Consider the following 21,908-nt stretch of genomic DNA (forward strand, 5'->3'; position numbering starts at 1 on the left):
GGGAAACACAGAGAGGTATTTATTAGCCCGGCGGCAGTTTCGATTGCCAGGAAGCCCAGTAAGTACGCGGCTTTTAGGCCTGATTCACCAGATGTAAACTGCCACTAGGTTAATATTTGAAAAACCAAGTTAGAACTCCTTGGTATTGACAATACTACCGATATACCGCATATATCGAGCGGCGTTGGCAAGCGGTATGATTCTCATGGAGCGGCATCTCGTCGCTATCTGGAACAGGCCATCGATTACCGCTGGAACGGCAACACTCCACCTTCTCATGGCTCCGACTCCCAGATGCGCAAACCACACATACCATCAACAAAAAGGCTGTATTGAAGACATGAAGGCGAATCACTCTCAGGGCACAAATCTTGATAAGTGGGAGAATGCAAGAAATCCCGTAGTACCCATGTCCAAAGAGTACCCGGCTGGTCGCCATGTTTTCCTACACCAACATTCGAGGGGACAGCTGATATATGCAAGCACCGGTACGATGAAGCTGCGCACCCGGGATGAATACTGGCTGCTGCCCCCCATGCGCGGGGTATGGATGCCTCCCCATGTCGAGCATGAAATGACGGCAAGCACATCCGTATCGCTGCGTACGCTATTTGTGAATGTTCGGGAGTTTTCGATCAGTTTACCCTCATATCCAGTTGGGATCAGTGTTACTCCCCTGCTGCGCGAGTTACTGCTTCGAGCCGCGAGCTTTCCGATAGACTATCCATCCGATAGCTTCGAGGCCCGCTTGCTGTCATTGGCGTTGGAAGAAATGAGGCTGTCCTCCGAAAGTGGTTTGAAGCTGCCCATGGGAAAAGACAAGCGGCTGAGAAGAATTTGTGAATCTTTACTGGATAATCCCGGGGATCCACGCTCGCTAACTGATTGGGCTAAAGAGGTAGGCGCAACAACCCGAACCCTGACACGATTATTTCGTACCGAAGTCGGCATCTCATTTGTACACTGGCGTGAACAGCTTCGTATTGTGGACGCTATCCCACGTTTGGTTACTGGAGAAGCTGTAGGTCAGGTTGCAGAAAATCTAGGGTATTCCTCACAAGGCGCCTTCACCGTCATGTTTAGACGTGTAACAGGTAAGTCTCCCAGAGAGTATCTAAACAAACAGTCCTACTCTCAACAAATACTGTCTTTTCCTGACAAATAAAAAAAACTGAAATTGCTATTATTCCACCTCTATAGCATTATGTAGTGGAGTATATAATCATGCAAGGTAGAACGGTCACCAACCAATATTTTCTATTAGTTATTGCATCTACATTTCTACAAGGATCTTCATTTGTCAGCACTAAGATAGTCATGGAAGACATGTCCCCCTTATGGACTGCATCCACACGATTCCTGATTGCCGCACTATCTTTAACGCCTTTTATTTTTTTACAAGTTCGCCAAGAAAGATTTTCATTAAGTGAATTATCTTGGATAAAGCTACTAGTTATTGGAACACTTCAGACTACAGGGGTTATGGCACTTCTGAATATTGGTTTAACCGCAACAACCCCCTCTAAGGCAGCTATTATAATGGCCAGCAACCCTTTACTTGTTGTTGTTTTTTCACGATTCATTCTGGGAGAGAAGGCATCATGGCCAGCTCTGGGTGGGCTAACCCTTGCATTTTTTGGGGTTATAATTTGTATCGGACTCACCCTTAGCGGCACCGACAGCATAGGTTATGGGGACGTTTTAGTTTTGCTAGCTTCAACTTGCTGGGCTTGCTCAACCGTTCTGAATAAAAAATTTGATATTTCAGTTTCTCCCTGGATAGTCACTTTCTGGCAAATGCTACTTGGCTCTCTGCTACTCATTGTTGTTGCTGCATTGAGTAAACAGTCTTTTTCTCTACCATCCAACAGCTACCACTGGATTATGTTCTTCTGGCTGGCGATACCAGCGTCGACCGGAGCGATAGGGTTATGGTTTGCAGCACTAAAAATAGGAGGTTCGGTACAAACCAGCGGCTTTTTATTTCTGTGCCCTTTGTTTTCTGCACTGGTGACATTTATCCTAACAGGACAACATCCAGAGTGGAATGAAATAGCCGGAGGTACCTTAGTTGGTGCTGGGCTTTATGTGATGTCCCGTCAGAATGGCGTTAACAGGACATCACTGCCAATAAGGTGAAATTAGCAACGCTCTATAATTATTGCTATACCCTGTCCCACACCCACACACATTGTGCATAGGGCATAACGGCCGTTGAAACGATGAAGATGATTAATTGCAGAGCCTACTATACGGGCACCACTCATTCCTAATGGATGTCCGAGAGCAATTGCACCACCATTAGGATTTATCCGTGGATCTTGCTCACCCAGCCCCAACTCACGGATAACAGCAAGCGCTTGAGAGGAAAAAGCTTCATTAATTCCCAGAACATCTATATCATCAAGTGATAGTCCGGCCAGCTTTAACACCTTACGCACGGCTGGAACTGGACCTATCCCCATGATGCGGGGTTGCACCCCCGCACAAGCGCTAGCAACTACCCTAGCACGAGGTTGTAAATTGTATCGAAGAACTGAGTCATTAGAAGCAAGTAACAGTGCCGCCGCCCCGTCATTTATACCAGATGAGTTACCTGCTGTGACAGTGCCATTGACTTTACGGAATGGCGTTGGAAGAGAGTTAAGTTTTTCAAAAGTTGTAACCCGTGGATGTTCATCATTTTTCACCAGAGTGCTTTCACCACGAGATGAACTAATTTTCACTGAAGTTATTTCATTGTTAAAAATACCAGCTCTAGCTGCCTCAGCATACTTTTTCTGACTCCAAAGAGCAAAACAATCTTGACTATCGCGGCTTATGTTAAATTGTTCCGCTATATTCTCTGCAGTTTCAGGCATAGAGTCGATGCCGTATAAAGACTGCATTTTTGGATTAACAAAACGCCAGCCTATTGTAGTATCAAAGATCTCAGTTCGACGAGAAAACACATGCTCCGATTTAGGAATAACCAATGGCGCTCGGGACATTGATTCAACGCCACCAGCTAGCAACAGATCTGCCTCACCAGACTTTATATAACGGGCGGCCATCGCGAGAGCATCCATTCCTGACGCACAAAGTCGATTAATCGTAGTTCCAGGAACACTCACATCAAAACCTGCCAGGAGAAGGCTCATACGAGACACATTTCTATTATCTTCTCCTGATTGATTTGCACACCCCAATATCACGTCATCCAAATATTCCCACTCTATGTTTTCATGGCGATCTTTCAATGCTCTTAAAACAACAGCAGCTAGATCGTCAGCTCTAACACTGGAAAGAGAGCCAGCATATTTCCCGATAGGTGTGCGTACATAGTCACAAACAAAAGCATCATACATGGCTCTTTTCCTCAGTATGTAGCTCTAAATATTCTGACAACCACTTTTTCGCCATTTCTATCTCTAAGTCAGATACCAGATGATCTCTATTTTCAAATACCACCTCCTTCACCTCAGCGCCAAGACTCCTGAAGTATCTGGTTGTTTCAATAATGCGAGAAGCTGGAACCCAACTATCAGTGGCACTTCCAGTTATAAAGATTGGCATATTCAGCAGTGCTTTTTCTTCATCAATGGGAAGACTCACCTCCGGACCAAATAGTCCCCCAGTGAATAATAAAGCCCCCCCTAATTTTCGACGAAAAGATGCTAAATATTGACTGCCTATACAAGCACCTTGAGAGAATCCCATGATTATAATATTTCTCCGTTCAACACCATGCATGCTCAATAGTTCAATCAGATAATCGATGCATGACAATGCATCATCGAGATAAGGCTGATTTATATTCAATGGGCGAAGAAACCCATGAGGATACCAAGTTTTCTCTGGAGCACACGGGAGAAGCCATGACACTCGAGAAAAACCCAACTTTTCTGCCATATTAAATATATCTTCTACTGATTGTCTTCGTCCATGTAATAGGATTACAACTTTATTCTTAGTGTTTATTTTCTCCCCAATGTGTGTTACAGGATAACGACCATCACAAAATTCTTTAATATTCATCATTAGCCTCTATCTGTTTTTTGTAAAACCATTCAGCCACTTGGCGAGAAAAATAACTAACGATCATGTCGGCGCCAGCACGCTTGAACCCTGTGATAACTTCCAACACCATATTTTTCTCATCGAAAGCTCCAGCCAGGGATCCAAATTTTATGGCTGCATATTCACCAGCCACTTGGTAGACCGCAATCGGCAGATCGGTACGGCCGCGAAGGCGGCTTACTACATCCAAATACGGGGTACCAGGTTTAACCATTAAGATATCAGCACCTTGGTCTTCGTCTAAACGAGCTTCTATCATGGCTTGACGGCCATTTGCATAATCCGCTTGATATCCGTAACGGTCCCCTACAAGTTCGCAACCGACAGCACTTCGAAAAGGACCATAAAATGCAGATGAGAACTTTATCGCGTGAGCCAGGATAGCTACATGAGAAAATCCAGCTTCATCCAGGGCAGAACGGATCGCACCTACTTGGCCATCCATCATAGAAGAAGGAGCCAGCATGTCGGCTCCTGCTCTTGCGGCAATGACTGACTGCTTGACCAGGTTTTCGAGCGTCTTATCGTTATCAACATGTCCACACGAAACCACTCCGCAGTGACCATGAGTGGTATACTCACAGAAGCAAATATCGGGGATGACAACCATGTCATAACGCTGCTGCTTTATGATACGAATCATCCGTGTCAATAACCCATTATCAGACCAAGTGTCGCTACCCTGTTCGTCTTTGTTGTGTGATATTCCAAAAGGCATCACGTAGCGAATACCGAGCTGATATAGAGACTCAACTTCGTCGCCAAGTCGTGACTCAGGCACCCTGAATATCCCTGGAAGCTTATCAATGGGTTCAGGTTCTGTTATTCCTTCCTCTACAAAAATAGGCTGAATTAAATCATCCAAGCTAAACCTACTTTCCCTAACAAGATGACGCATCTCCTTATTTCGACGTAACCTACGAGGACGACGGATTATATTCACATAGTTCATAACGTCGTTTCCGGAATATGCAGCCCCATGATTTCCCTAGCTTCTGCCGGACTAGCAACATCACGGCCAAGCTCATGTGAAAGACGTACAACTCTATCCACAAGTTGAGCATTATCTGTTGCCAACTCACCTTTGCGATAATAAACATTATCCTCCAACCCGGTTCTAACATGACCACCAAGCAGAATGGAGTACATATTGATTGGAAGCTGCGCCTGCCCTATCCCGATCGCAGACCAAATACTTCTTTCTGGCAAATTATCTATCAGGTTAAGTAAGTTCTTGCAGGTTGCATCAACTCCACCATGAATCCCCATTGCGAAGGAAAACAGAAGAGGACATTTCAAAAAACCTTGATTTCTTAATGTGACAGCCTCATTTATGACACCAGAGTGATATATTTCAATTTCTGGCAGCACATTAAATCGCTCTAGATCAACTGCCAATTTTTTGGCCATGGATGGGGAATTTATAAAAGGTTTATCCCCATGATTGACTGATCCACAATTGAATGATGCGATTTCAGGCTGCAAGGGAAGGTGGTTCCATGCTTTTTCCTCTGGAGCATCCGGTGGTAGATTTAATCCAGAAGTACTAAAATTCAATATAATGTCACATCGGTTACGAATACATTCGTAAATCTCTTTCCACATATCAAATTCATAACTAGGTTTACCTTCCACATTACGAGCATGAATATGTGCAACACTTGCCCCAGCCATCCAACATTGGTAAACAGAATCAGCAATTTCCTCAGGAGTATAAGGAACAGCAGGATTTTTACTACGAGGAGTAATCCCTCCATTCACAGCGGCGGTGATAATTAACTTTTTCATATAAAATACTCTTATCATCAATCATAAACACCTCAATACTAAAGCCATTACCACAATCATACTTAAGAAAACAGGACATATATTATTTAGAAGAGGAAACATATAGCATAAATAACTACCCTCCGACTCAAGGAGCAATCAAAAATATAACTTTACATCACAACACCCAAATAACAACAAACAAATAACAACGAACAAATAACAACACACAAAAACCTGTAATCAACAAAATGAAAACATCATTCCCAAGTTTGTCGTGGACACCAGTATTTTAAATACTGGCGCTGGTGGATAGTGCACCTGTGGGTGGAAGGCTTCTTCGAGGTGTTCGCCACCACCGCCAGCCTGGCCTCGGCCTCGCTGTTTATGCTGGGCGGCATTCCCGGCACCTTCCACCACCTGTACTTCTCCCCCCCATCATGGCGGTGGGCGCCACCTTCAGCGCGCTGGAAGTGGTGCCCCTGGTGGTGCTGGGTTACGAGGCCTGGGAAAACTGGCGCCTGAAGCACCGCGCCCCCTGGATGGAAAACGTGAAGTGGCCGCTGACCTTCTTCGTGGCCGTGGCCTTCTGGAACATGCTGGGTGCCGGGGTGCTGGGCTTTATGATCAACCCGCCCATCGCGCTCTACTATATCCAGGGCCTGAACACCACGCCCACGCGGCGCTGTTCGGGGTGTACGGCTTCCTGGCACTGGGCTTCGCCCTGCTGGTGTTGCGCTACATCCGCCCCAACCTGGTGTTCAACGAGTCGCTGATGAAAACCGCCTTCTGGTGGCTGAACGGCGGCCTGGTGCTGATGCTGTTCACCAGCGTGCTACCGGTGGGGGTCATCCAGTTCGTGGCCAGCGCCAGCGAAGGCCTGTGGTACGCCCGCAGCGAAAGCTTTATGCAGCAGGGCCTGCTGCAAACCCTGCGCTGGGTGCGCACCTTCGGTGACATCGTGTTTATCATCGGCGCCCTGGCGGTAACCTGGCAGGTCGTCATCGGCCTCTGGCCCCGCGGCAAGCAGGCGGAAGAGGGCGTGGTTGAGCTGGTCAAGTAACCCTAAGGCATAAGCCTCAAAACCAAGCCCCGGCGCCGATGGCACCGGGGCTTTTTGTTGCGGGGCGGCCGTGAAAAGGTCCGTAGAAATGGCCCCTACAAGTCGATCCTGCAAGAGAGAAGCTGGCAGGATTCACCGCTTAAATGATTAGCATCAAAACCATAATCAGCCCTCATTTCGGTACCGAAATAAGCGATCCTCGCCGCCGTAACCATATGCGGGATGGTGCTTAACACGCCCGCGCAGCACGAAAAACAAACCTAAATTTCAATCAGTTGAAACAAAAAAGCCACAGAGAACCCGGCCATTTTATGGTGATCTTTCCTTGCGCGAGCCGTTTTATTTTGTCAGTCTTTAAAAACGCACAGGAAGTTACAACTCAAAAAAGTGGAGATTACGCGATGAACAACTTCAGTAAACTCGGGAAACGGGCCGCCCTGCCGACACTGGCCCTGGCGGCCATCACCGCCGCCAGTGCGGTGAACGCCGCCAACTGGCGCTACGCCCATGAAGAGTACGAAGGCGATGTTCAGGACGTGTACGCCTACAAGTTCAAGGAATACATAGAGGAGCACTCGGACCACACCCTGCAGGTTTACCGTTTCGGTGAGCTGGGCGAATCCGACGACATCATGGAGCAAACCCAGGACGGCATCCTCAACTTCGTCAATCAGTCCCCCGGCTTTACCGGCTCCCTGATCCCCGAGGCCCAGATCTTCTTTATTCCCTATCTGATGCCCACCGATATGGACACGGTGATCACTTTCTTCCGCAACAGTGAAGCCATCAACAAGGATTTCCCCGCGCTGTACGCCGAGAAGGGGCTGGAGCTGCTGAAGATGTATCCCGAGGGAGAAATGGTGATCACCCTCGACGAGCAAGTCACCACCCCCCAAGAGCTGAACAACAAGAAAATCCGGGTCATGACCAATCCGCTGCTGTCGGAAACCTACTCCGCCTTCGGCGCCACCCCGACGCCGCTGCCTTGGGGTGAGGTGTACGGCGCCCTGCAAACCAACATGATCCAGGGCCAGGAAAACCCGATTTTCTGGATTGAGTCCGGCGGCCTGTACGAGGTGTCTCCCAACCTGATCTTCACCGGCCATGGCTGGTTCACCACCGCCATGATGGCCAACCAGGACTTCTACAACGACCTCTCCGATGAAGACAAAAAGCTGGTGAGGGATGCCGCCGACTACGCCTTTGAAGAGATCATCGAGCATATCGACGGCCTGGCCGATCGTGCGCTGGAGAAGATCACCAGCAGCAACGACAAGGTGACCGTTACCCGCCTGAACGATCAGCAGATAGCGGCGTTCAAAGAGCGTGCTCCGCAAGTAGAAAAGAAATTTATCGAGATGACCGGCCAGCGTGGCCAGGACCTGCTGGATAAATTCAAGCAAGACCTGCAAGAAATAGAGCAAAACTGAGGTTGCGCAGGCTCCCGGCGGGAGCCTGCTGTTCTGGAGTAGAAACCCAATGCCCGAGCATTCCCCAGAGGTAGAAGACGACACAGGTTCTTACAAGTCGGGCCTGCCCGGCTTTCTGGGTATCGTCGACGAATGGATTGCCAAAATGGAAGCCGTGGTGCTGGCCACCGGTGTAATCCTGATGGCAATCAACACCTGTGTCAGCGTGGTCGCCCGCTTTGTATTCGGAGAAGGCCTGTTTTTCTCCGGCGAGATCAACCGGATACTCATCGTCTTCATCACCTTCGCCGGCCTCGGTTACGCGGCCCGCCATGGCCGCCATATCCGCATGTCGGCGTTGTACGATGCGTTTCCCGCCCGGGTGCGCAAGGTACTGATGATTTTCATCGCCCTATTTACGTCGGTAGTGATGTTTTTCCTCTGCTATCACTCCTATGGCTACATAGAAACCCTGTATAGCCGCGGCCGTATCCTGCCGGCATTGGGTATTGAAATCTGGTGGATCTATATCTGGGCTCCGGTCGGCTTCGCCGTTACCGGCATCCAGTATCTGCTGACGGCCATCAAGAATATCACCGGCGACCAGGTGTACCTCTCCACCCAGGTGGTGGACAGCTACGCCGATACCGAAACGAAGCGGTAGCCCCCCACCGCTTTCGAACCAGACGACAAAAGGCATTCATCATGGCAACGATATTGATGATCATCATGATCGGGCTCCTGCTGCTGGGCTTTCCGATGATGATCCCGTTGACGACGGCTGCCGTCGTCGGCTTTGTAATGATGTTCGACGGCTTCGGCCAGATGAGCACCTTCATCCAGCAAATGATGTCCGGGATCCGCCCCGCTTCCCTGATTGCCGTGCCCATGTTCATCCTGGCGGCGGATATCATGACCCGCGGCCATTCGGCGGACCGGCTGATCAACATGGTGATGGCCTTTATCGGGCACATCAAGGGAGGCCTGGCGATCAGTACCGCCACTTCCTGCACCCTGTTCGGTGCCGTGTCGGGATCTACCCAGGCAACGGTGGTGGCGGTCGGCTCCCCGTTGCGCCCGAAAATGCTCAAGGCCGGTTATTCCGACTCTTTTACCCTGGCGCTGATCATCAACGCCAGCGACATCGCCTTTCTGATCCCGCCGAGCATCGGCATGATCATCTACGGCGTGATCTCCGGAACTTCCATTGCCGAGCTGTTTATCGCCGGCATCGGCCCGGGCCTGCTGATCCTGGCGATGTTCTCGCTCTACTGCCTGTATTACGCCCATAAAAACCAGGTTCCTACCGAGCCCAGGGCCAGTTGGAAGCTAAGGGCCCGCTCGGTAAGGGATGCCCTGTGGCCGCTGTTCTTCCCGGTGATCGTGGTGGGCGGCATTTACGGCGGTATCTTCAGCCCCACCGAGGCGGCGGCGGTATGCGTGCTCTATGCCTTTTTGCTGGAGTTTCTGATCTTCCGCTCGCTCAAGTTCAGTGAAATCTATCGTATCGCCAAATCCACCGGCCTGATCACCGCCGTGGTATTTATTCTGGTGGCCGTGGGTAACAGCTTTTCCTGGATTATTTCCTTCGCCCAGATCCCCCAGACCATCCTGGATGCGGTGGGCGTGAGCCAGGCCGGCCCGGTGGGCGTGCTGATCGCCATCTGCGTGGCCTTCTTTATCGCCTGCATGTTCGTCGATCCCATCGTGGTGATCCTGGTGCTCACCCCCATCTTCGCCCCGGCGATTCAGGCCACCGGCCTGGATCCGGTGCTGGTCGGTGTGCTGATCACCCTGCAGGTGGCCATCGGTTCGGCCACCCCGCCGTTCGGGTGCGACATTTTCACCGCCATCGCCATCTTCAGGCGCCCCTATATGGAGGTGATCCGCGGCACCCCGCCCTTTATCTTCATCCTGATCACCGCCGCCGGGCTGATTATCGCCTTCCCGCAGATTGCACTGTTCCTGCGGGATACGGCCTTTGCCGACTGACACTTGTCCCGCGTATTGAGACACCGAAAACAAAGCCCCGGCACCCATGGTGCCGGGGCTTTTTCATGTTTCCGTCCAAGCGGCGGGGCTGGGGGTCAGCGCTACCCCAGGCTCATCACGGCATCAGTCGACGCAGTCCTCGAAGGTGCTCATTGCCCGCACCCGCTCTTCGTCCACCCGGATGCCAAGCCCGGGGGCGCCGGACAACTCTATATGGGTCTCGCTGCCGGGCATGTCGGCGACATCGCGGGAGATCATCGACGGTCCCACCAGATCGTTGGCCACGATGTTGCTGTGGGCCAACGCCAGGTGCGCCCCGGCCAGGGTGGCTACCGACGACTCCACCATGGAGCCGATCTGACAGGGTATGTCGGCGGCAAGGCCGAGCTCGGCCATGGCCCGGGCGGCATACAGGCCCCCGGACTTCATCAGTTTGATATTGACCATGTCCGCCGCCTGGCGGCGGACCACCTCGAGCATGTCGCGCACGCCGTGGATGGGTTCATCGGCCATGATCAGCGCCTCGGTCGCCTGGGTGATCCGCGTCAGCGCATCCAGGTTTTCAATGGAGACCGGTTGTTCGAACCATTCCACTCGATAGGGCACGGCCTGGCGGATCACCTGCAGGGCCTGCTTGGCACTCCAGCCCTGGTTGGCATCCACCCGCAGGACCACGCCCGGCGCCATCGCCTCCCGGACGCGGGCGATACGCTCTATGTCCTGTTGCGGAGCATCGCCGAGCTTGATCTTGACCGAGGAATAACCCCGGGCGCAGGCTTCCCGCGCCTGGCGCGCCATTTCCTCCGGTGCCAACATGCTGATCACACAGGGCAGCTCGAGGCGGGCATGACATCGCCCGCCAAGCAGGCTATAGAGCGGCACCTTGCAGTGCCGGGCCAGCAAATCATGCAGGGCAATATCCAAGGCGGCCTTGGCAGAAGGGCTGTGGCGGATACGCGCCTCCGCCGCCTTGTGGAAAGGACCGATTCCGTCGAAGGAGCTCCCCAACAACAACGGAGCCAGTTCCCGGGTAATGATTTGGCGGGCCGACTGCCAGGTTTCCCCGGACACATGCTGATCGACGACCGCCTCTCCCCAACCGGTTTCGCCCGAGGTGGATTCAATCCTCACCAGGATGCTTTCGATATCCTCGTAGGTATCGTAGGCAATCTTGAAGGGCTGCTTGAGTGGCAAGCGCACGCCATAGACGGTGATCTGTTTAATCTGCATAAGAAAACTTCCTTTCAAGACCAGGAGAGATAATAGGCAAGGGTAACCATGCCCGCGGCCAGCGTCAGCTGGATAAGAAAGAGCGGCAGAATCCACCTGATCCATTTGCTCCAGGACACCCCGGCCACCGACAACCCGGCCATAAAATAGCCGGAGGTAGGCGTAACGATATTGGTAATACCGTCGCCCAGTTGGAAGGCCAGCACCGCGGTCTGGCGGGTCACGCCCACCAAGTCGGCCAGCGGTACCATCAGCGGCATGGTCAGGGCGGCCTGTCCGCTGCCGGAAGGCACCAGACAGTTAAGCAGCAACTGCACCAGGAACATGCCGACGGCCGTCAGCACCGGCGGCATGCCACCAAGCAACTGCTCCAGGTGGTAGAGGATGGTATCGAGAATGCTGCCATTCTTGAGCACGATCAGGATGCCGAAAGCAAACCCCACCACCAGTGCACCCATGGCGATGTCCTTGAGCCCGTTGACAAAATGCTCGGCGATCTCGTTGGGGCTCATGCGAGCAAAGGTGCCGACCAGCATGCACATCAGCAGGAACATCCCGGACATCTCACCGATATACCAGCCATGGCGGATCACGCCGTAGGCAATCAGCAGTATGGCGCCGGCGAAGGCCGACAGGATTAAACGGTCGGCGTGGGTCAGCGGGCTTTCGCTAAGCGCATCCTGGCCCCCGGCGGTGCCGGGCACCGGAACCGATTTCACCCTGGCGGCATAGTAGGTCACAAAAGCGATGCTCACACTGACAAACACCAGCCAGTAAACTACCCGCAGGCCCATGCCCGAAAACATCGGCAGCTGGGCAATATCCTGGGCCACGCCGACGGTAAAGGGATTCATGAACGCGGCGGAGAAGCCGGCGCCAGCCCCCACCAGCGGGACGGCGGCGGCGACCATGGCGTCATAGCCCAGCATCCTCATCATGGGTGCCAGGATGATGATAAAGGCGATGGTCTCCTCGGCGAGACCAAAGGTCGCACCACCGATGGCGAACAACAGCATCAGCAACGGGATCAGGATGATGTCGTGGCCCGACAGGCTACGGCTGATACTGGCCACCAGCTTCTGCAGTACCCCCGTGGCCTTGAGCACCCCGAAGGCCCCCCCGGAGATAAAAATGAAAAAGATGATGCTGCTGCCTTCTTTCATGCCCTCGAAAACGGCGATGAATGGCGTAAGCAGAGTCGCTTTCTGGCCATCAATGGTGGCGTAACTGCCGGGCACCACCACGGTTTTCCCTTGTTCGGAGAGCACGCGCTCATAGCTTCCCGCATCGATGAGATAGGTCATGATGGCCGCGACGCAGATAAAGGTGAACAAGACCACGAAGATGTGTGGAAAACCGAGCTGCCAGCGTGGGGTGGTATCGAGCACTGTGGTTCTGTCTAGATGATTCATATTCCCCCCTGGACTCACCGGTTGCCGTCGAGAAAACGTCGGGCGGCGTGGGAAAGAAAGCGGCTTCCTTTCTCCAGTATGTCGTCGTTGAAGTCATAATCCGGCTGGTGCAGCTGCGGAGCCGAACCACCGCAACCATTACCAATCCAGGCATAGGTGCCTGGCACTCTTTCAAGGAAAGCACCCATGTCGTCGGCGCCCATGCTGATCGGATGATCCACCAGTTGGGACGCGCCCCACAGCTCTTCGACCACGCTGCGCGCGAGGGTAGCACAGGCCGGATCGTTGGCCACCGGCGGGGTCGAGGGTCGGTAATCAATGGTTGGGGAACAGCCCGTCACCAGGCCGATCCCTTCAACGATCTCGTGAATACGTTTCTCGATCTGCTGCCGTACGCCGGGTTTGAAACTGCGGGCGGTGCCCTTGATCCTGGCCATGGCCGGGATAATGTTGCTGGCATGGCCGCTCTGAAGACTGCCGACACTGACCACGGCGATATCCTCGGGATTGGTATTGCGACTGACTATCTGTTGCAGAGCGGTCACGAACAGTCCGGATGCAAAGACCGGATCCGCCGCCAGGTGGGGCATGCCGCCATGGCCGCCTTCGGAGTTGAACTGCACTTCGAAATCGTCACTCGAGGCCATGTGGGGCCGATCGTGGACCACGAAGCGACCGCTCTCGACCCCGGGCCAGTTGTGCATGCCAAAAATGGCGTCGAAGGGAAAGCGATCCAGCAAGCCATCGTCGAGCATGGCCGGAGCCCCGGTGCCGAGTTCCTCGGCAGGTTGGAAGATAAGCACCACGCGCCCGGCAGCGGGCCTCTGCTGCACCAGGTCCAGCGCAGCACCCATTAACATCGCCGTATGGCCGTCGTGGCCGCAGGCATGCATCACCCCCCGATGGCTGGAGCGGTATGCCATGCTGTTTTCTTCCACCAACGGCAGGGCGTCCATGTCGGCCCTCAGCCCCACGCTGCGCCCGGCGGACAAGCCGTTGATGATGCCGACCACACCGTGGCCGCCTATACCCTGATGAACTTCATCGACGCCGATGTCGCGCAGCATGCCGACCACCCGCTCGGCGGTCTGCCGCTCGTCACAGGAAAGTTCCGGAAACCGATGAAGCTCACGCCGAAAGGCAATCATGCGCTCTATATCACGCTCTTGCATTAGGTAGATCCCTCTGTTGTCGTTGCCAGATACTGGCTTTCTCTCCCGAGAACGGCGCTCGTGCTTCCGACGAGAAGCGCTCTTTCAGGGGAAAGAGTCCATTCAACCGCCGTTCCGTGATATTGCACTGAAAGGCGTTTTTCATCATATTCAACGGGTTAATGACCGGAAAATACTTCTTCTCGATAGGGACATGCCTTTTTGATATGCCACAAGCGGATTAGGGCGAGATAACACCATGGATATAAGAAAACTGAAGTACTTTCTGGCGGTCGTCGATGAGGGCTCCATCACCTCGGCGGCGAAGAAAATTCACATTGCCCAGCCGGCGTTAACCCGACAAATCCGGCTGCTCGAAGAAGGACTGGGCACCCGGCTGCTCAACAGAAATCACAAGGGAGTGGTCTTAACCCGGGCGGGGACATTCTTGTATGACAATGCCGTGCGTCTGGTGGCCGACTTTGACAACGTCGCCATGAAGACGAAAGCCATCTCGGACGGTCATATCGACAGCCTGTCTATCGGCATCACCACCATACATCCTTATATTCCCAGCATTTCAGGATTGATCAGTCGATTCCGTACGCAGTATCCGGATATTCGGCTGTCGCTCGAGTCCATGCTGTCCGGCCCCCAGACGACGGCGCTCCTGCAGGGAAACATCGATGCGGGAGTCCTGTTCATCGAACCGGATGATGAACCACTCCTGGATACGCTGCCGATTGGCAATTTCCGCATGGCGGTGATTAGTCGCCGTCATCCCAGCCTGCTGGATAAAATTCCGACGTCGCTGCGCGATTTTGCCGCGGCTCCCTTTATCTGCTTTAACCGCAATTCAACCCCGGGCAGCTACGATCGCATTGACCAATATTTCCGTAATGCAGGCATTACGCCACATATCGTGCAGGAGTGTCATGACGACATTACCATTCGAGGGCTGGTGGCCACGGGCATGGGCTACGCCATCATGCCCAGCATTCTGGCAAAGGGGGATGAGAACCTGGTTGCCTATGAATTCGATGACCTCCCCATTTATTCGCCGCTGATGCTGGCGTGGCGAAAGGGTGACAAATCAGCCGAAATTGAATCGCTGCGCCATGTAGCCATGAGTATGAGCACCTTGATGAACAGCCAGGTTTAAAAGGTGGTCATGATATTGCTGACTCACGCGAATAAATCCACGTCTACGAGACAGGCCAGTATGGTGGTTATTCCCACCCCAGGATCTCGTCCCGCCCCACCAGCTGCTCCAGGGCCGGTCTGGCGAACAGGTAGCCCTGCAGGTAGCGTACTCCGGCGTTAACCAGAAAATCCCGCTCTTCCTCCACTTCGATACCTTCGGCCAGGACCAGGGTACCCAGCTTGTGGCACAGCTGCTGCACGTCGGCCAGGCGGCGCTGCCTGGCGGCGTCCCGGTGAATGTCGCGGATCAGGCTCATGTCCAGTTTGAGGATGGCGGGCTTGAGGCTGTGCAGCCAGTCCAGCCCGGCAAAACCGGCGCCGAAGTCGTCGATGGCGGTCAGGAAGCCATGGCGGGCGTAGGATTCAAAAATGCGCTTGAGTTTGTCCTGGCTGATGATCTGTTCGCCTTCGGTCACCTCGAAGATGATCTTCCTGAGATCGAACCCGAACAGGCTGGCCGCCTCTATGGTGGCACGGATGCAGGTTTCCGGGTTGTACACGGCATTGGGCAGGAAGTTGATGCTGAGCAGCTTATCGCAGCCCAGGCGGCTGGCGGTTTCTATCGCCTTTACCCGGCAGGACTGGTCAAAATAGTACTTGTTGTCACCGGTGATGCGATCGAACACCCAGCCGGCGCCCTGGCCGTCAGGGCCGCGCACCAGGGCCTCGTAGGCGAACACGTCCTGCTGCTGCCAGTCGATGATGGGCTGGAACGCCATCCTGATCTCGAATCCCAGCGACTGGCCGCTCAGGCAATCCATGCAGCTCTGCTGCTTAATCTGTGCGGGAATATCCATATCATGGCCTTAATGCTGTACCTCGCCGTTAACTTGTAGCAGATAACGGCACCCGGTAACAGGCCGGGCGGAGGCATTCACCGCGCCCAGTAGGCTTCCTCCAGCGAGTCTTCCCGCTCCGGCAGGCCGCGGGACAGCCGGGCCGAATGCTGCACCAGCACTTCGAAGCTGACCCGGTTGGCGTACTTGCTCACCTGGGACAGGGAGGAATAGGTCAGGTGCCGGGCCCGGTGCTTCACGCTGCCGGGCACGTTGTGACGGTGGTGGTCGTTGGCCGCCATGTCGTGCAGCAGGGCGGCCAGGGCCGCGTCGCCGGCGCCGTTGGTGTTCTTGATGCGCTCGGGCCCGCCCATGTAGGGTGAGATATGGGTGTAGATCTTCAGCGGCATCGTGCAGTCGGCCTTGCGCATGGGGCGGGAGTATTCATGGCGGTTGAACTCGGGAATGGCGCCGGGCAGCAACAACCGGCTGGTTTCCCGCTTGTGCTCGTCATCCACGTAACCGGCCAGGTAGAGGCCAGCGGATCCGGCGGTGCACAGCACCAGGTCGGTCCACTCCAGCACCTGCTCGCAGGCCAGCAGCGGGTCGGCGATGCCGGTCAGGGCCAGGGCCTCGTCTTCGTTCATCGCCACCAGGGTGACATGGTCGCGGATAAACTGCTGCCACCAGTCCTTGCGGTCTTCCACGATAAAGCGGGTGCCCATGGTCAGCACCACCGGCACCCCCGCTTCCCGCGCCCACTCGGCCGCCTGCAGGGCGCTCTGCTGCATGGGCTCGTGCTCTTCGCAACGCATCAGGTAGGCGGTGAGTACCAGCGCCGAGGCGGTCTGGATCTGGCTCTTGTCGAGGTAGGCGGGCGTCAGCCAGTCCATCATACCCTTGTTGATGGCGAAGCTGCGTTCGCCGTCCGGGCTTATCAGGGTGATGCACTGGCCGATGGAGCCGGCCACCGGCTGCAGATAGTTCAGATCCACCCGGGAGGAAGAGGTGCACAGGTAACGGTAGGGCGAGCTGCCCACCCGGATATTCTCGCTCATCACCCCGAACAGCACGGATCTGTCGTCGGCCAGCACCGAGTAGTTGTGCAGGGTGTTGCCGATGGTGCCGCCGGCGAATTCCGAGACGATCAGTTTCCGCTCGAGCAGTTCCCGGTAGATGCCCTCGGCCTTGTCCGCCGCCAGCAGCATGGAGTGACCTTTGGAAAGGCCGTGCCGGGCCAGGAAGCCGTCGTCCACATGGGCTTCGATATCCACCAGCACCTGGTCGAGGCCGCAGATATGGCCGGACAGCGGCTTGTTCTGGGGCAGCAGCTCGCTCAGGCGCGGATCCCGCGACTCCACCGGGAAGAAATGCTTGTGTTTACGCTGGCCGGGAAACTTCATTTATCTTCACCTCTAAAAACAGTGGGGCGGAGTCTAGCAAAAAGCCGCGGCCGGCTCACCGGTACAGAAAATGCGCAAACGTTTGAGTTTCAAAAAATCTGCCGGCGCCCTCCCTCTTCCAATGAAAGACCCTCGGCGGTGGCCCGGTCAAGACAAGGCCCGCACCCCCAACACACAAGGACGCCATGAACCCCAGCATCGCCATTATCGGCGCCGGCCTGGTCCGGGAACTGCTGCCCCGGGCCGGGATAACCCTGTTTGAAAAGGCCAGGGGCCTGGGCGGACGGGTGGAAGCGGCCTTCAGCAGCACCCGTGCCCTCGCCAAGGCCCTGGCAAGCCGGCTCTAGCGCAACCAGATGACAATAGGATGAAGCCGACGTTGACATATGGAAGTCCGAATATATGATGTTGCCATCATTCAGGATCCAGATTCCGTCATGACTCGTGTGCTTTTTGTCTGCCACAGCAATGCCGTCTGCTCTCCTATCGCCGAGGCCTTGCTCAAACACCTAGCGGCTGACCGCTACGAGGTGACGAGCGCAGGCCTCCAGCCTTCTGATATAGAGCCCAATGCGCTGGCCGCCCTGCACCGGCTTGGCGTCAGCACCGAAGGACTCTACAGCAAAGGGCTGGATAGGGTTGCGGATCAGTATTTCGATATCGTGATCAGCCTGTGCGAACAGGCCGAGGCCGCCGCCCAGGCGGTGCCGTCGGCCCGTTTCATGGCCTGGCACTTCGAAGACGCCTCCTGCTGCTCCCAGCCGGAAGCCGCCAGGGTAGTGCACGAAATCTTTGAGCGCATCAAGCTGCTGGTGCTGGTACAGGATCGCCAGGAGAAGTCCCTGTGGTAACCGAAGCCCTCCCCCTCAGCCTGTTCAAGGCCCTGTCCGACGACACCCGGTTGCAACTGGTGCTGATGATCATGGCCGAGCAGGAAATGTGCGTCTGTGAAATGACCCACGCCCTGGACGAGAGCCAGCCCAAGATCTCCCGTCACCTGGCGCTGCTACGCCAGCACGGCCTGCTGGCCGACCGGCGCGAGGGCCAATGGGTCTACTACCGGCTGTCGCCGGCCCTGGATGCCGGCACCAGGGCCATCTTGCAGCACACCTTCAGCCATTATCAGGACTATATCACCCCGGCCCGGGCCCGGCTGGCGCACATGGGCAACAGGCCCGAACGCCAGCGGCTGTGCTGCTAGCAGGCCTGCTCTTCCTGATAACGCCACTCTTCCGGTATCGATTTGCGGATATGGGACAGCAGCGCCCCCACCTTGCGCGGCTGGCGCCCGAAGGAGTACAAAAGCCCCACCGGCCGTGACGGCAGCCGCCACTCGGGCAGGCAGCGCATGATGTTGCCCGGGTGGGCCGCCATATAGCCCTCGGCGAACTGCACCGGCAGTATGCCGATGCCCTGGCCCCGGGTAATGGCATCCATCTGCAGCACCAGGTTGTCCACCATCAGGCGGGAAGGCGGGGGCTGAAATACATATTCACCCTCGGATTCGTGCCGCAACACCAGCCCTTCGCCCGCCTCGCCCAGCCAGTCGACCCAGGCATGGGCCGGCAATTCCCGCGGATGGCCCGGCTGCCCTCGGACACAGGTGTAGCCGGGATTGGCGTACAGGCCGCATTGCCAGTAGCTCAGCACCTCATGGCGCAGGCCGCATTCCGGATCCTTGCCCACCCACAGCCAGATTTCGCCCTGGCCCTCCCCCGGCCGCGGCGGCCGGGTTTCGGTATGCAGCGAGATGCGCATGCCCGGGTAGGCGGCGAGAAAGCTTTCCAGGGCCCGGGGAAACCAGCTCCGACAACAGCTGCTGTGCACCCGTACCACCAGTTCGCCGCTCACTTCCTCGCGCAGGTCGTCCATTGCCTGCCGGCTCTGCTCGGCCAGGCGCAGTATCTGCCGGCTGTACTGCTCGAACAGCAGCCCGGCTTCGGTGGCCTGCAGCCGGTTGCCCTGGCGGTTGAGCAAGGGCTGGCCCAACCTTTCTTCCAGCTGGCTCAGGCGCCGGCTCAGGGTGGACTTGGGCATATCCAGTTGCCGGGCCGCCTCGGTCAGGCTGCCGCAGGCCATGACGGCGGTAAAACCTTCCAGTTCCAGCAAATCGTGCATAAGGCTACTTCACATCCAAGAAAAGAGGGACGGAAAGGGCGACAGTTTACCACTCACAAATAAGAATCGTTAACATTACCGTGTTTTTTTGTCGCGTTCATGATTGTTGAACATGATGTTCCACTTTCGACACTCCCCTTTGCCAGCAGATTATTTTTATAATCACAATCGAAAAAGGTAATGATAATTATTTTTAATAACCAACAATGAGACAGGAGAACCTGCAATGCCCTTCCCTCTTCCAAGCCGTCTGGCTTGTGCCGTTTCCGCCGCTTTGATGACCTCGTCACTACCGTCCCTGGCCCAGCAGGCTCAGGTTTTCGATACCATCGTCGTCAGCGCGTCCGGCTTCGAGCAGGATGTAAAAGATGCACCGGCCAGCATCAGTGTCATTACCGCCGAAGAGCTGAAGGCGAAATCGTTCAGGGATCTGACCGATGCCCTGCGCAGCGTGCCCGGGGTAACCATCACCGGCGGCGGCGCCAGCCAGGACATCAGTATCCGCGGCATGGCCGCCCAATACACCCTGATCCTGGTGGACGGCAAGCGTCAGGGCAGCCGCCAGACCCGCCCCAACAGCGATGGTCCCGGTATAGAACAAGGCTGGATACCTCCGCTGGACATGATAGAACGCATAGAGGTAGTCCGTGGTCCCATGTCCTCTCTCTACGGCTCCGACGCCATGGGCGGGGTAATCAACATCATCACCAAGAAGGTGGGTGACAGCTGGACCGGCTCGGTACGGCTGGAAAACAGCTTCCGCGATCGCGGCTACGCAGGCGACAGCCAGCAGGCCAGCGCCGCCGTGAGCGGCCCCCTGGTGGAAGGGCTGCTGGGCGTGCAGCTTTCCGGCAAGGTGTCCCGCCGTGACGAAGACGACCGCGTCGGCTACTACCCCAAACAGGAAATGAACGGTGCCAGCCTACGCTTCGACCTGACCCCCACGGAACACCAGGATATCCGCCTGGATCTTAACCGCAGCAAACAGGAGCGCACCAGCACCCCCGGCAAAAGCCGGGACACCGGCGGCAGTGTCAGCGAGTCGGAATACGAACGGACCCAGTATTCCCTGTCTCATGAAGGACGCTGGACCTTTGGCACCAGCCAACTCAGCTACACCCATGAAAAAGCGGAGAACAAAACCCGGGACATGGAGATCAAAAATCAGGTGGTGGACACCAGCCTGCTGTTACCGGTAGGCGACCACCTGATCACCCTCGGTGGCCAGTATATGGAAGAGGCGCTGGATGACAGTGGCAACAAATACCAACCCGAGGTGAGCAGCCTTGAACGCTGGCGTGGTGCCCTCTTCCTGGAAGACGAATGGCAACTGACCGACAGTTTCGCCCTGACCGGTGGGGTACGGTTTAACCGGGATCAAAACTACGGTAATGAAGTCACCCCCCGCCTGTATGGCGTATGGCGCCTGCACGACAACTGGACCCTGAAGGGCGGTGTGTCCACCGGCTTCAGCGCTCCCGGCCTGCGGGAAGTGGCCACCGACTGGGGGCAGGTCACCGGAGGGGGACGACGGGATGGAGTGATCCTCGGCAACCCGGATCTGAAACCGGAAAAAACCGTCAATGAAGAGATAGCATTGCTGTATGAGGACGAAACAGGCTTCAGCGCGGGCCTGACCCTGTTCAACACCGACTTTAAAGACAAGGTCATGATCTACACCCAGTGTGATGACGCGACCAACAGCGGGGGATGCACCTCGCCTTCCGGCAGCAGCCACGACTTCATCCAGACCCGCGATAACGTGGACAGCGCCAGAATACAGGGCCTGGAAGTCAATCTGGGCATCCCTCTCGGGGAAAGCCTGTCGCTGTCGGGCCAGTATAGCTTTACCGACTCCGAACAACGCAGCGGTGCCAACAAGGGCGATCCCTTGAATAAGATTCCGCGCCACCAGGCCTCGGCGACCCTGGACTGGCAGGCCACCGATCAACTCACCCTCTGGACCACCGCCAGCTATATGGGATCGGAGACCGAACTCAACCGCAGCGGGGCTGCCGGTCAGAAGTACGATGCCTACAAAACCCTGGATATAGGCGGCAACTACCGGGCCAGCGACGCCACCAGCCTGCTGTTCGGCATCTACAACCTGACCGATACCGATATCAATTCAGACCAGCACGGCCGGGTACTGGACGGTCGCACCTATTGGGTGGGGCTGGATGTGAGATTCTGATTGTTCCTGACGCTTACCTACTGGGGGCCCTCTGCGGAGGGCCTTTTTTGTAGCCGGCTCGAGGCCGTTTATTGAATTCCCCGCCGCGGATGCAGGATTGGCGTTGCCCGCCACGCGATTGATATCGCGTT

20 protein-coding genes and 1 pseudogene are annotated in these 21,908 nt (G+C 55.5%); 11 read left to right on the forward strand and 10 right to left on the reverse strand.

All coding sequences use genetic code 11. The features are described from left to right. Positions 1 to 409 precede the first annotated feature (409 nt). Both ACEVBK_RS17045 and ACEVBK_RS17050 read left to right on the forward strand, forming a co-directional pair. Positions 410 to 1,165: a helix-turn-helix transcriptional regulator gene (locus tag ACEVBK_RS17045; RefSeq protein ID WP_375058595.1), complete on the forward strand. Its 756-nt coding sequence runs from the start codon at positions 410 to 412 to the stop codon at positions 1,163 to 1,165. A gap of 59 nt (positions 1,166 to 1,224) precedes the next feature. Beyond that, positions 1,225 to 2,139 carry a DMT family transporter gene (locus ACEVBK_RS17050; protein ID WP_375056092.1) on the forward strand — a complete coding sequence of 305 codons (915 nt, stop codon included), beginning with the start codon at positions 1,225 to 1,227 and terminating at the stop codon, positions 2,137 to 2,139. 2 nt (positions 2,140 to 2,141) lie between these two features. Here ACEVBK_RS17050 and pcaF read toward each other — a convergent pair whose 3' ends face one another. Genes pcaF through ACEVBK_RS17070 form a run of 4 tightly spaced genes read right to left on the reverse strand, consistent with a single transcriptional unit; the run spans position 2,142 to position 5,847 of the window. Further along, complete coding sequence (pcaF, locus tag ACEVBK_RS17055; protein WP_375056093.1) at positions 2,142 to 3,347, reverse strand: 3-oxoadipyl-CoA thiolase; 1,206 nt, start codon at positions 3,345 to 3,347, stop codon at positions 2,142 to 2,144. Beyond that, a complete protein-coding gene (locus ACEVBK_RS17060) occupies positions 3,340 to 4,020 on the reverse strand; it encodes an alpha/beta hydrolase (protein WP_375056094.1) in 681 nt (226 codons plus the stop codon). The genes pcaF and ACEVBK_RS17060 overlap by 8 nt, the downstream gene beginning before the upstream one ends. Further along, positions 4,007 to 5,011, reverse strand: a complete 1,005-nt coding sequence (gene hemB, locus ACEVBK_RS17065) for a porphobilinogen synthase (RefSeq protein WP_375056095.1) — start codon at positions 5,009 to 5,011, stop codon at positions 4,007 to 4,009. The genes ACEVBK_RS17060 and hemB overlap by 14 nt, the downstream gene beginning before the upstream one ends. Beyond that, positions 5,008 to 5,847 carry a 3-keto-5-aminohexanoate cleavage protein gene (locus ACEVBK_RS17070; protein WP_375056096.1) on the reverse strand — a complete coding sequence of 280 codons (840 nt, stop codon included), beginning with the start codon at positions 5,845 to 5,847 and terminating at the stop codon, positions 5,008 to 5,010. The genes hemB and ACEVBK_RS17070 overlap by 4 nt, the downstream gene beginning before the upstream one ends. 419 nt (positions 5,848 to 6,266) lie before the next feature. On the opposite strand from ACEVBK_RS17070, the pseudogene ACEVBK_RS17075 reads away from it, so the two are divergent. The 4 genes and pseudogenes from ACEVBK_RS17075 (at position 6,267) to ACEVBK_RS17090 (ending at position 10,290) form a co-directional block, all read left to right on the forward strand. Continuing rightward, positions 6,267 to 6,889, forward strand: a pseudogene (locus ACEVBK_RS17075) (cbb3-type cytochrome c oxidase subunit I). 401 nt (positions 6,890 to 7,290) lie between these two features. Then, the gene (gene dctP / locus ACEVBK_RS17080; RefSeq protein WP_375056097.1) at positions 7,291 to 8,319 is read left to right on the forward strand and encodes a TRAP transporter substrate-binding protein DctP; all 1,029 of its coding nucleotides are present in this window, start codon (positions 7,291 to 7,293) and stop codon (positions 8,317 to 8,319) included. Between the two features lie 49 nt (positions 8,320 to 8,368). After that, positions 8,369 to 8,962: a TRAP transporter small permease gene (locus tag ACEVBK_RS17085; RefSeq protein WP_375056098.1), complete on the forward strand. Its 594-nt coding sequence runs from the start codon at positions 8,369 to 8,371 to the stop codon at positions 8,960 to 8,962. A 41-nt stretch (positions 8,963 to 9,003) separates the two neighbouring features. After that, positions 9,004 to 10,290, forward strand: coding sequence for a TRAP transporter large permease (locus ACEVBK_RS17090; RefSeq protein WP_375056099.1), 1,287 nt, complete (start codon positions 9,004 to 9,006; stop codon positions 10,288 to 10,290). 123 nt (positions 10,291 to 10,413) lie between these two features. Here ACEVBK_RS17090 and ACEVBK_RS17095 read toward each other — a convergent pair whose 3' ends face one another. Genes ACEVBK_RS17095 through ACEVBK_RS17105 form a run of 3 tightly spaced genes read right to left on the reverse strand, consistent with a single transcriptional unit; the run spans position 10,414 to position 14,104 of the window. Further along, positions 10,414 to 11,520 (reverse strand): mandelate racemase/muconate lactonizing enzyme family protein, encoded by a 1,107-nt coding sequence (locus tag ACEVBK_RS17095; protein WP_375056100.1) that lies wholly within the window; start codon positions 11,518 to 11,520, stop codon positions 10,414 to 10,416. Positions 11,521 to 11,534: 14 nt separating this feature from the next. After that, a complete protein-coding gene (locus ACEVBK_RS17100) occupies positions 11,535 to 12,932 on the reverse strand; it encodes a YfcC family protein (RefSeq protein ID WP_375056101.1) in 1,398 nt (465 codons plus the stop codon). 14 nt (positions 12,933 to 12,946) lie between these two features. Then, positions 12,947 to 14,104, reverse strand: a complete 1,158-nt coding sequence (locus tag ACEVBK_RS17105; RefSeq protein ID WP_375056102.1) for a M20 family metallopeptidase — start codon at positions 14,102 to 14,104, stop codon at positions 12,947 to 12,949. Positions 14,105 to 14,342: 238 nt separating this feature from the next. Here ACEVBK_RS17105 and ACEVBK_RS17110 point away from each other — a divergent pair, with 238 nt between their 5' ends. Next, positions 14,343 to 15,245 (forward strand): LysR family transcriptional regulator, encoded by a 903-nt coding sequence (locus ACEVBK_RS17110; protein WP_375056103.1) that lies wholly within the window; start codon positions 14,343 to 14,345, stop codon positions 15,243 to 15,245. Between the two features lie 67 nt (positions 15,246 to 15,312). Here ACEVBK_RS17110 and ACEVBK_RS17115 read toward each other — a convergent pair whose 3' ends face one another. Continuing rightward, complete coding sequence (locus tag ACEVBK_RS17115; protein ID WP_375056104.1) at positions 15,313 to 16,083, reverse strand: EAL domain-containing protein; 771 nt, start codon at positions 16,081 to 16,083, stop codon at positions 15,313 to 15,315. Positions 16,084 to 16,160: 77 nt separating this feature from the next. Next, on the reverse strand, positions 16,161 to 17,465 hold the full coding sequence (locus ACEVBK_RS17120) for an inosine/guanosine kinase (protein ID WP_375056105.1): 1,305 nt from the start codon (positions 17,463 to 17,465) through the stop codon (positions 16,161 to 16,163). Positions 17,466 to 17,650: 185 nt separating this feature from the next. Between ACEVBK_RS17120 and ACEVBK_RS17125 the strand changes: the two genes are divergently transcribed. The 3 genes from ACEVBK_RS17125 (at position 17,651) to ACEVBK_RS17135 (ending at position 18,666) form a co-directional block, all read left to right on the forward strand. After that, positions 17,651 to 17,812, forward strand: coding sequence for a hypothetical protein (locus ACEVBK_RS17125; RefSeq protein ID WP_375056106.1), 162 nt, complete (start codon positions 17,651 to 17,653; stop codon positions 17,810 to 17,812). A 90-nt stretch (positions 17,813 to 17,902) separates the two neighbouring features. After that, on the forward strand, positions 17,903 to 18,316 hold the full coding sequence (locus tag ACEVBK_RS17130; protein ID WP_375056107.1) for an ArsR family transcriptional regulator: 414 nt from the start codon (positions 17,903 to 17,905) through the stop codon (positions 18,314 to 18,316). Further along, positions 18,310 to 18,666, forward strand: coding sequence for a metalloregulator ArsR/SmtB family transcription factor (locus tag ACEVBK_RS17135; RefSeq protein ID WP_375056108.1), 357 nt, complete (start codon positions 18,310 to 18,312; stop codon positions 18,664 to 18,666). Before ACEVBK_RS17130 ends, ACEVBK_RS17135 begins: the two co-directional genes overlap by 7 nt. Here the strand turns inward: ACEVBK_RS17135 and ACEVBK_RS17140 are convergent. After that, a complete protein-coding gene (locus tag ACEVBK_RS17140) occupies positions 18,663 to 19,583 on the reverse strand; it encodes a LysR family transcriptional regulator (RefSeq protein WP_375056109.1) in 921 nt (306 codons plus the stop codon). The genes ACEVBK_RS17135 and ACEVBK_RS17140 overlap by 4 nt on opposite strands. Positions 19,584 to 19,809: 226 nt before the next feature. On the opposite strand from ACEVBK_RS17140, the gene ACEVBK_RS17145 reads away from it, so the two are divergent. Beyond that, the gene (locus tag ACEVBK_RS17145) at positions 19,810 to 21,777 is read left to right on the forward strand and encodes a TonB-dependent receptor domain-containing protein (protein WP_375056110.1); all 1,968 of its coding nucleotides are present in this window, start codon (positions 19,810 to 19,812) and stop codon (positions 21,775 to 21,777) included. Positions 21,778 to 21,908: the final 131 nt, after the last annotated feature.

This window comes from Zobellella sp. DQSA1 (assembly GCF_041950555.1).
GTDB lineage: Bacteria > Pseudomonadota > Gammaproteobacteria > Enterobacterales > Aeromonadaceae > Oceanimonas.

Excerpts from the sequence above, each read along its gene's own strand:
- ACEVBK_RS17140 (WP_375056109.1), bottom strand. The coding sequence starts at position 19,583 with ATGCACGATTTGCTGGAACTGGAAGGTTTTACCGCCGTCATGGCCTGC.
- ACEVBK_RS17050 (WP_375056092.1), top strand. The coding sequence starts at position 1,225 with ATGCAAGGTAGAACGGTCACCAACCAATATTTTCTATTAGTTATTGCA.
- ACEVBK_RS17070 (WP_375056096.1), bottom strand. The coding sequence starts at position 5,847 with ATGAAAAAGTTAATTATCACCGCCGCTGTGAATGGAGGGATTACTCCT.
- ACEVBK_RS17125 (WP_375056106.1), top strand. The coding sequence starts at position 17,651 with ATGAACCCCAGCATCGCCATTATCGGCGCCGGCCTGGTCCGGGAACTG.
- ACEVBK_RS17095 (WP_375056100.1), bottom strand. The coding sequence starts at position 11,520 with ATGCAGATTAAACAGATCACCGTCTATGGCGTGCGCTTGCCACTCAAG.
- ACEVBK_RS17060 (WP_375056094.1), bottom strand. The coding sequence starts at position 4,020 with ATGATGAATATTAAAGAATTTTGTGATGGTCGTTATCCTGTAACACAC.
- ACEVBK_RS17090 (WP_375056099.1), top strand. The coding sequence starts at position 9,004 with ATGGCAACGATATTGATGATCATCATGATCGGGCTCCTGCTGCTGGGC.
- ACEVBK_RS17105 (WP_375056102.1), bottom strand. The coding sequence starts at position 14,104 with ATGCAAGAGCGTGATATAGAGCGCATGATTGCCTTTCGGCGTGAGCTT.
- ACEVBK_RS17045 (WP_375058595.1), top strand. The coding sequence starts at position 410 with ATGTCCAAAGAGTACCCGGCTGGTCGCCATGTTTTCCTACACCAACAT.
- pcaF (WP_375056093.1), bottom strand. The coding sequence starts at position 3,347 with ATGTATGATGCTTTTGTTTGTGACTATGTACGCACACCTATCGGGAAA.
- ACEVBK_RS17085 (WP_375056098.1), top strand. The coding sequence starts at position 8,369 with ATGCCCGAGCATTCCCCAGAGGTAGAAGACGACACAGGTTCTTACAAG.
- ACEVBK_RS17130 (WP_375056107.1), top strand. The coding sequence starts at position 17,903 with ATGACTCGTGTGCTTTTTGTCTGCCACAGCAATGCCGTCTGCTCTCCT.
- ACEVBK_RS17120 (WP_375056105.1), bottom strand. The coding sequence starts at position 17,465 with ATGAAGTTTCCCGGCCAGCGTAAACACAAGCATTTCTTCCCGGTGGAG.
- ACEVBK_RS17115 (WP_375056104.1), bottom strand. The coding sequence starts at position 16,083 with ATGGATATTCCCGCACAGATTAAGCAGCAGAGCTGCATGGATTGCCTG.
- dctP (WP_375056097.1), top strand. The coding sequence starts at position 7,291 with ATGAACAACTTCAGTAAACTCGGGAAACGGGCCGCCCTGCCGACACTG.
- ACEVBK_RS17100 (WP_375056101.1), bottom strand. The coding sequence starts at position 12,932 with ATGAATCATCTAGACAGAACCACAGTGCTCGATACCACCCCACGCTGG.
- ACEVBK_RS17110 (WP_375056103.1), top strand. The coding sequence starts at position 14,343 with ATGGATATAAGAAAACTGAAGTACTTTCTGGCGGTCGTCGATGAGGGC.
- ACEVBK_RS17145 (WP_375056110.1), top strand. The coding sequence starts at position 19,810 with ATGCCCTTCCCTCTTCCAAGCCGTCTGGCTTGTGCCGTTTCCGCCGCT.
- hemB (WP_375056095.1), bottom strand. The coding sequence starts at position 5,011 with ATGAACTATGTGAATATAATCCGTCGTCCTCGTAGGTTACGTCGAAAT.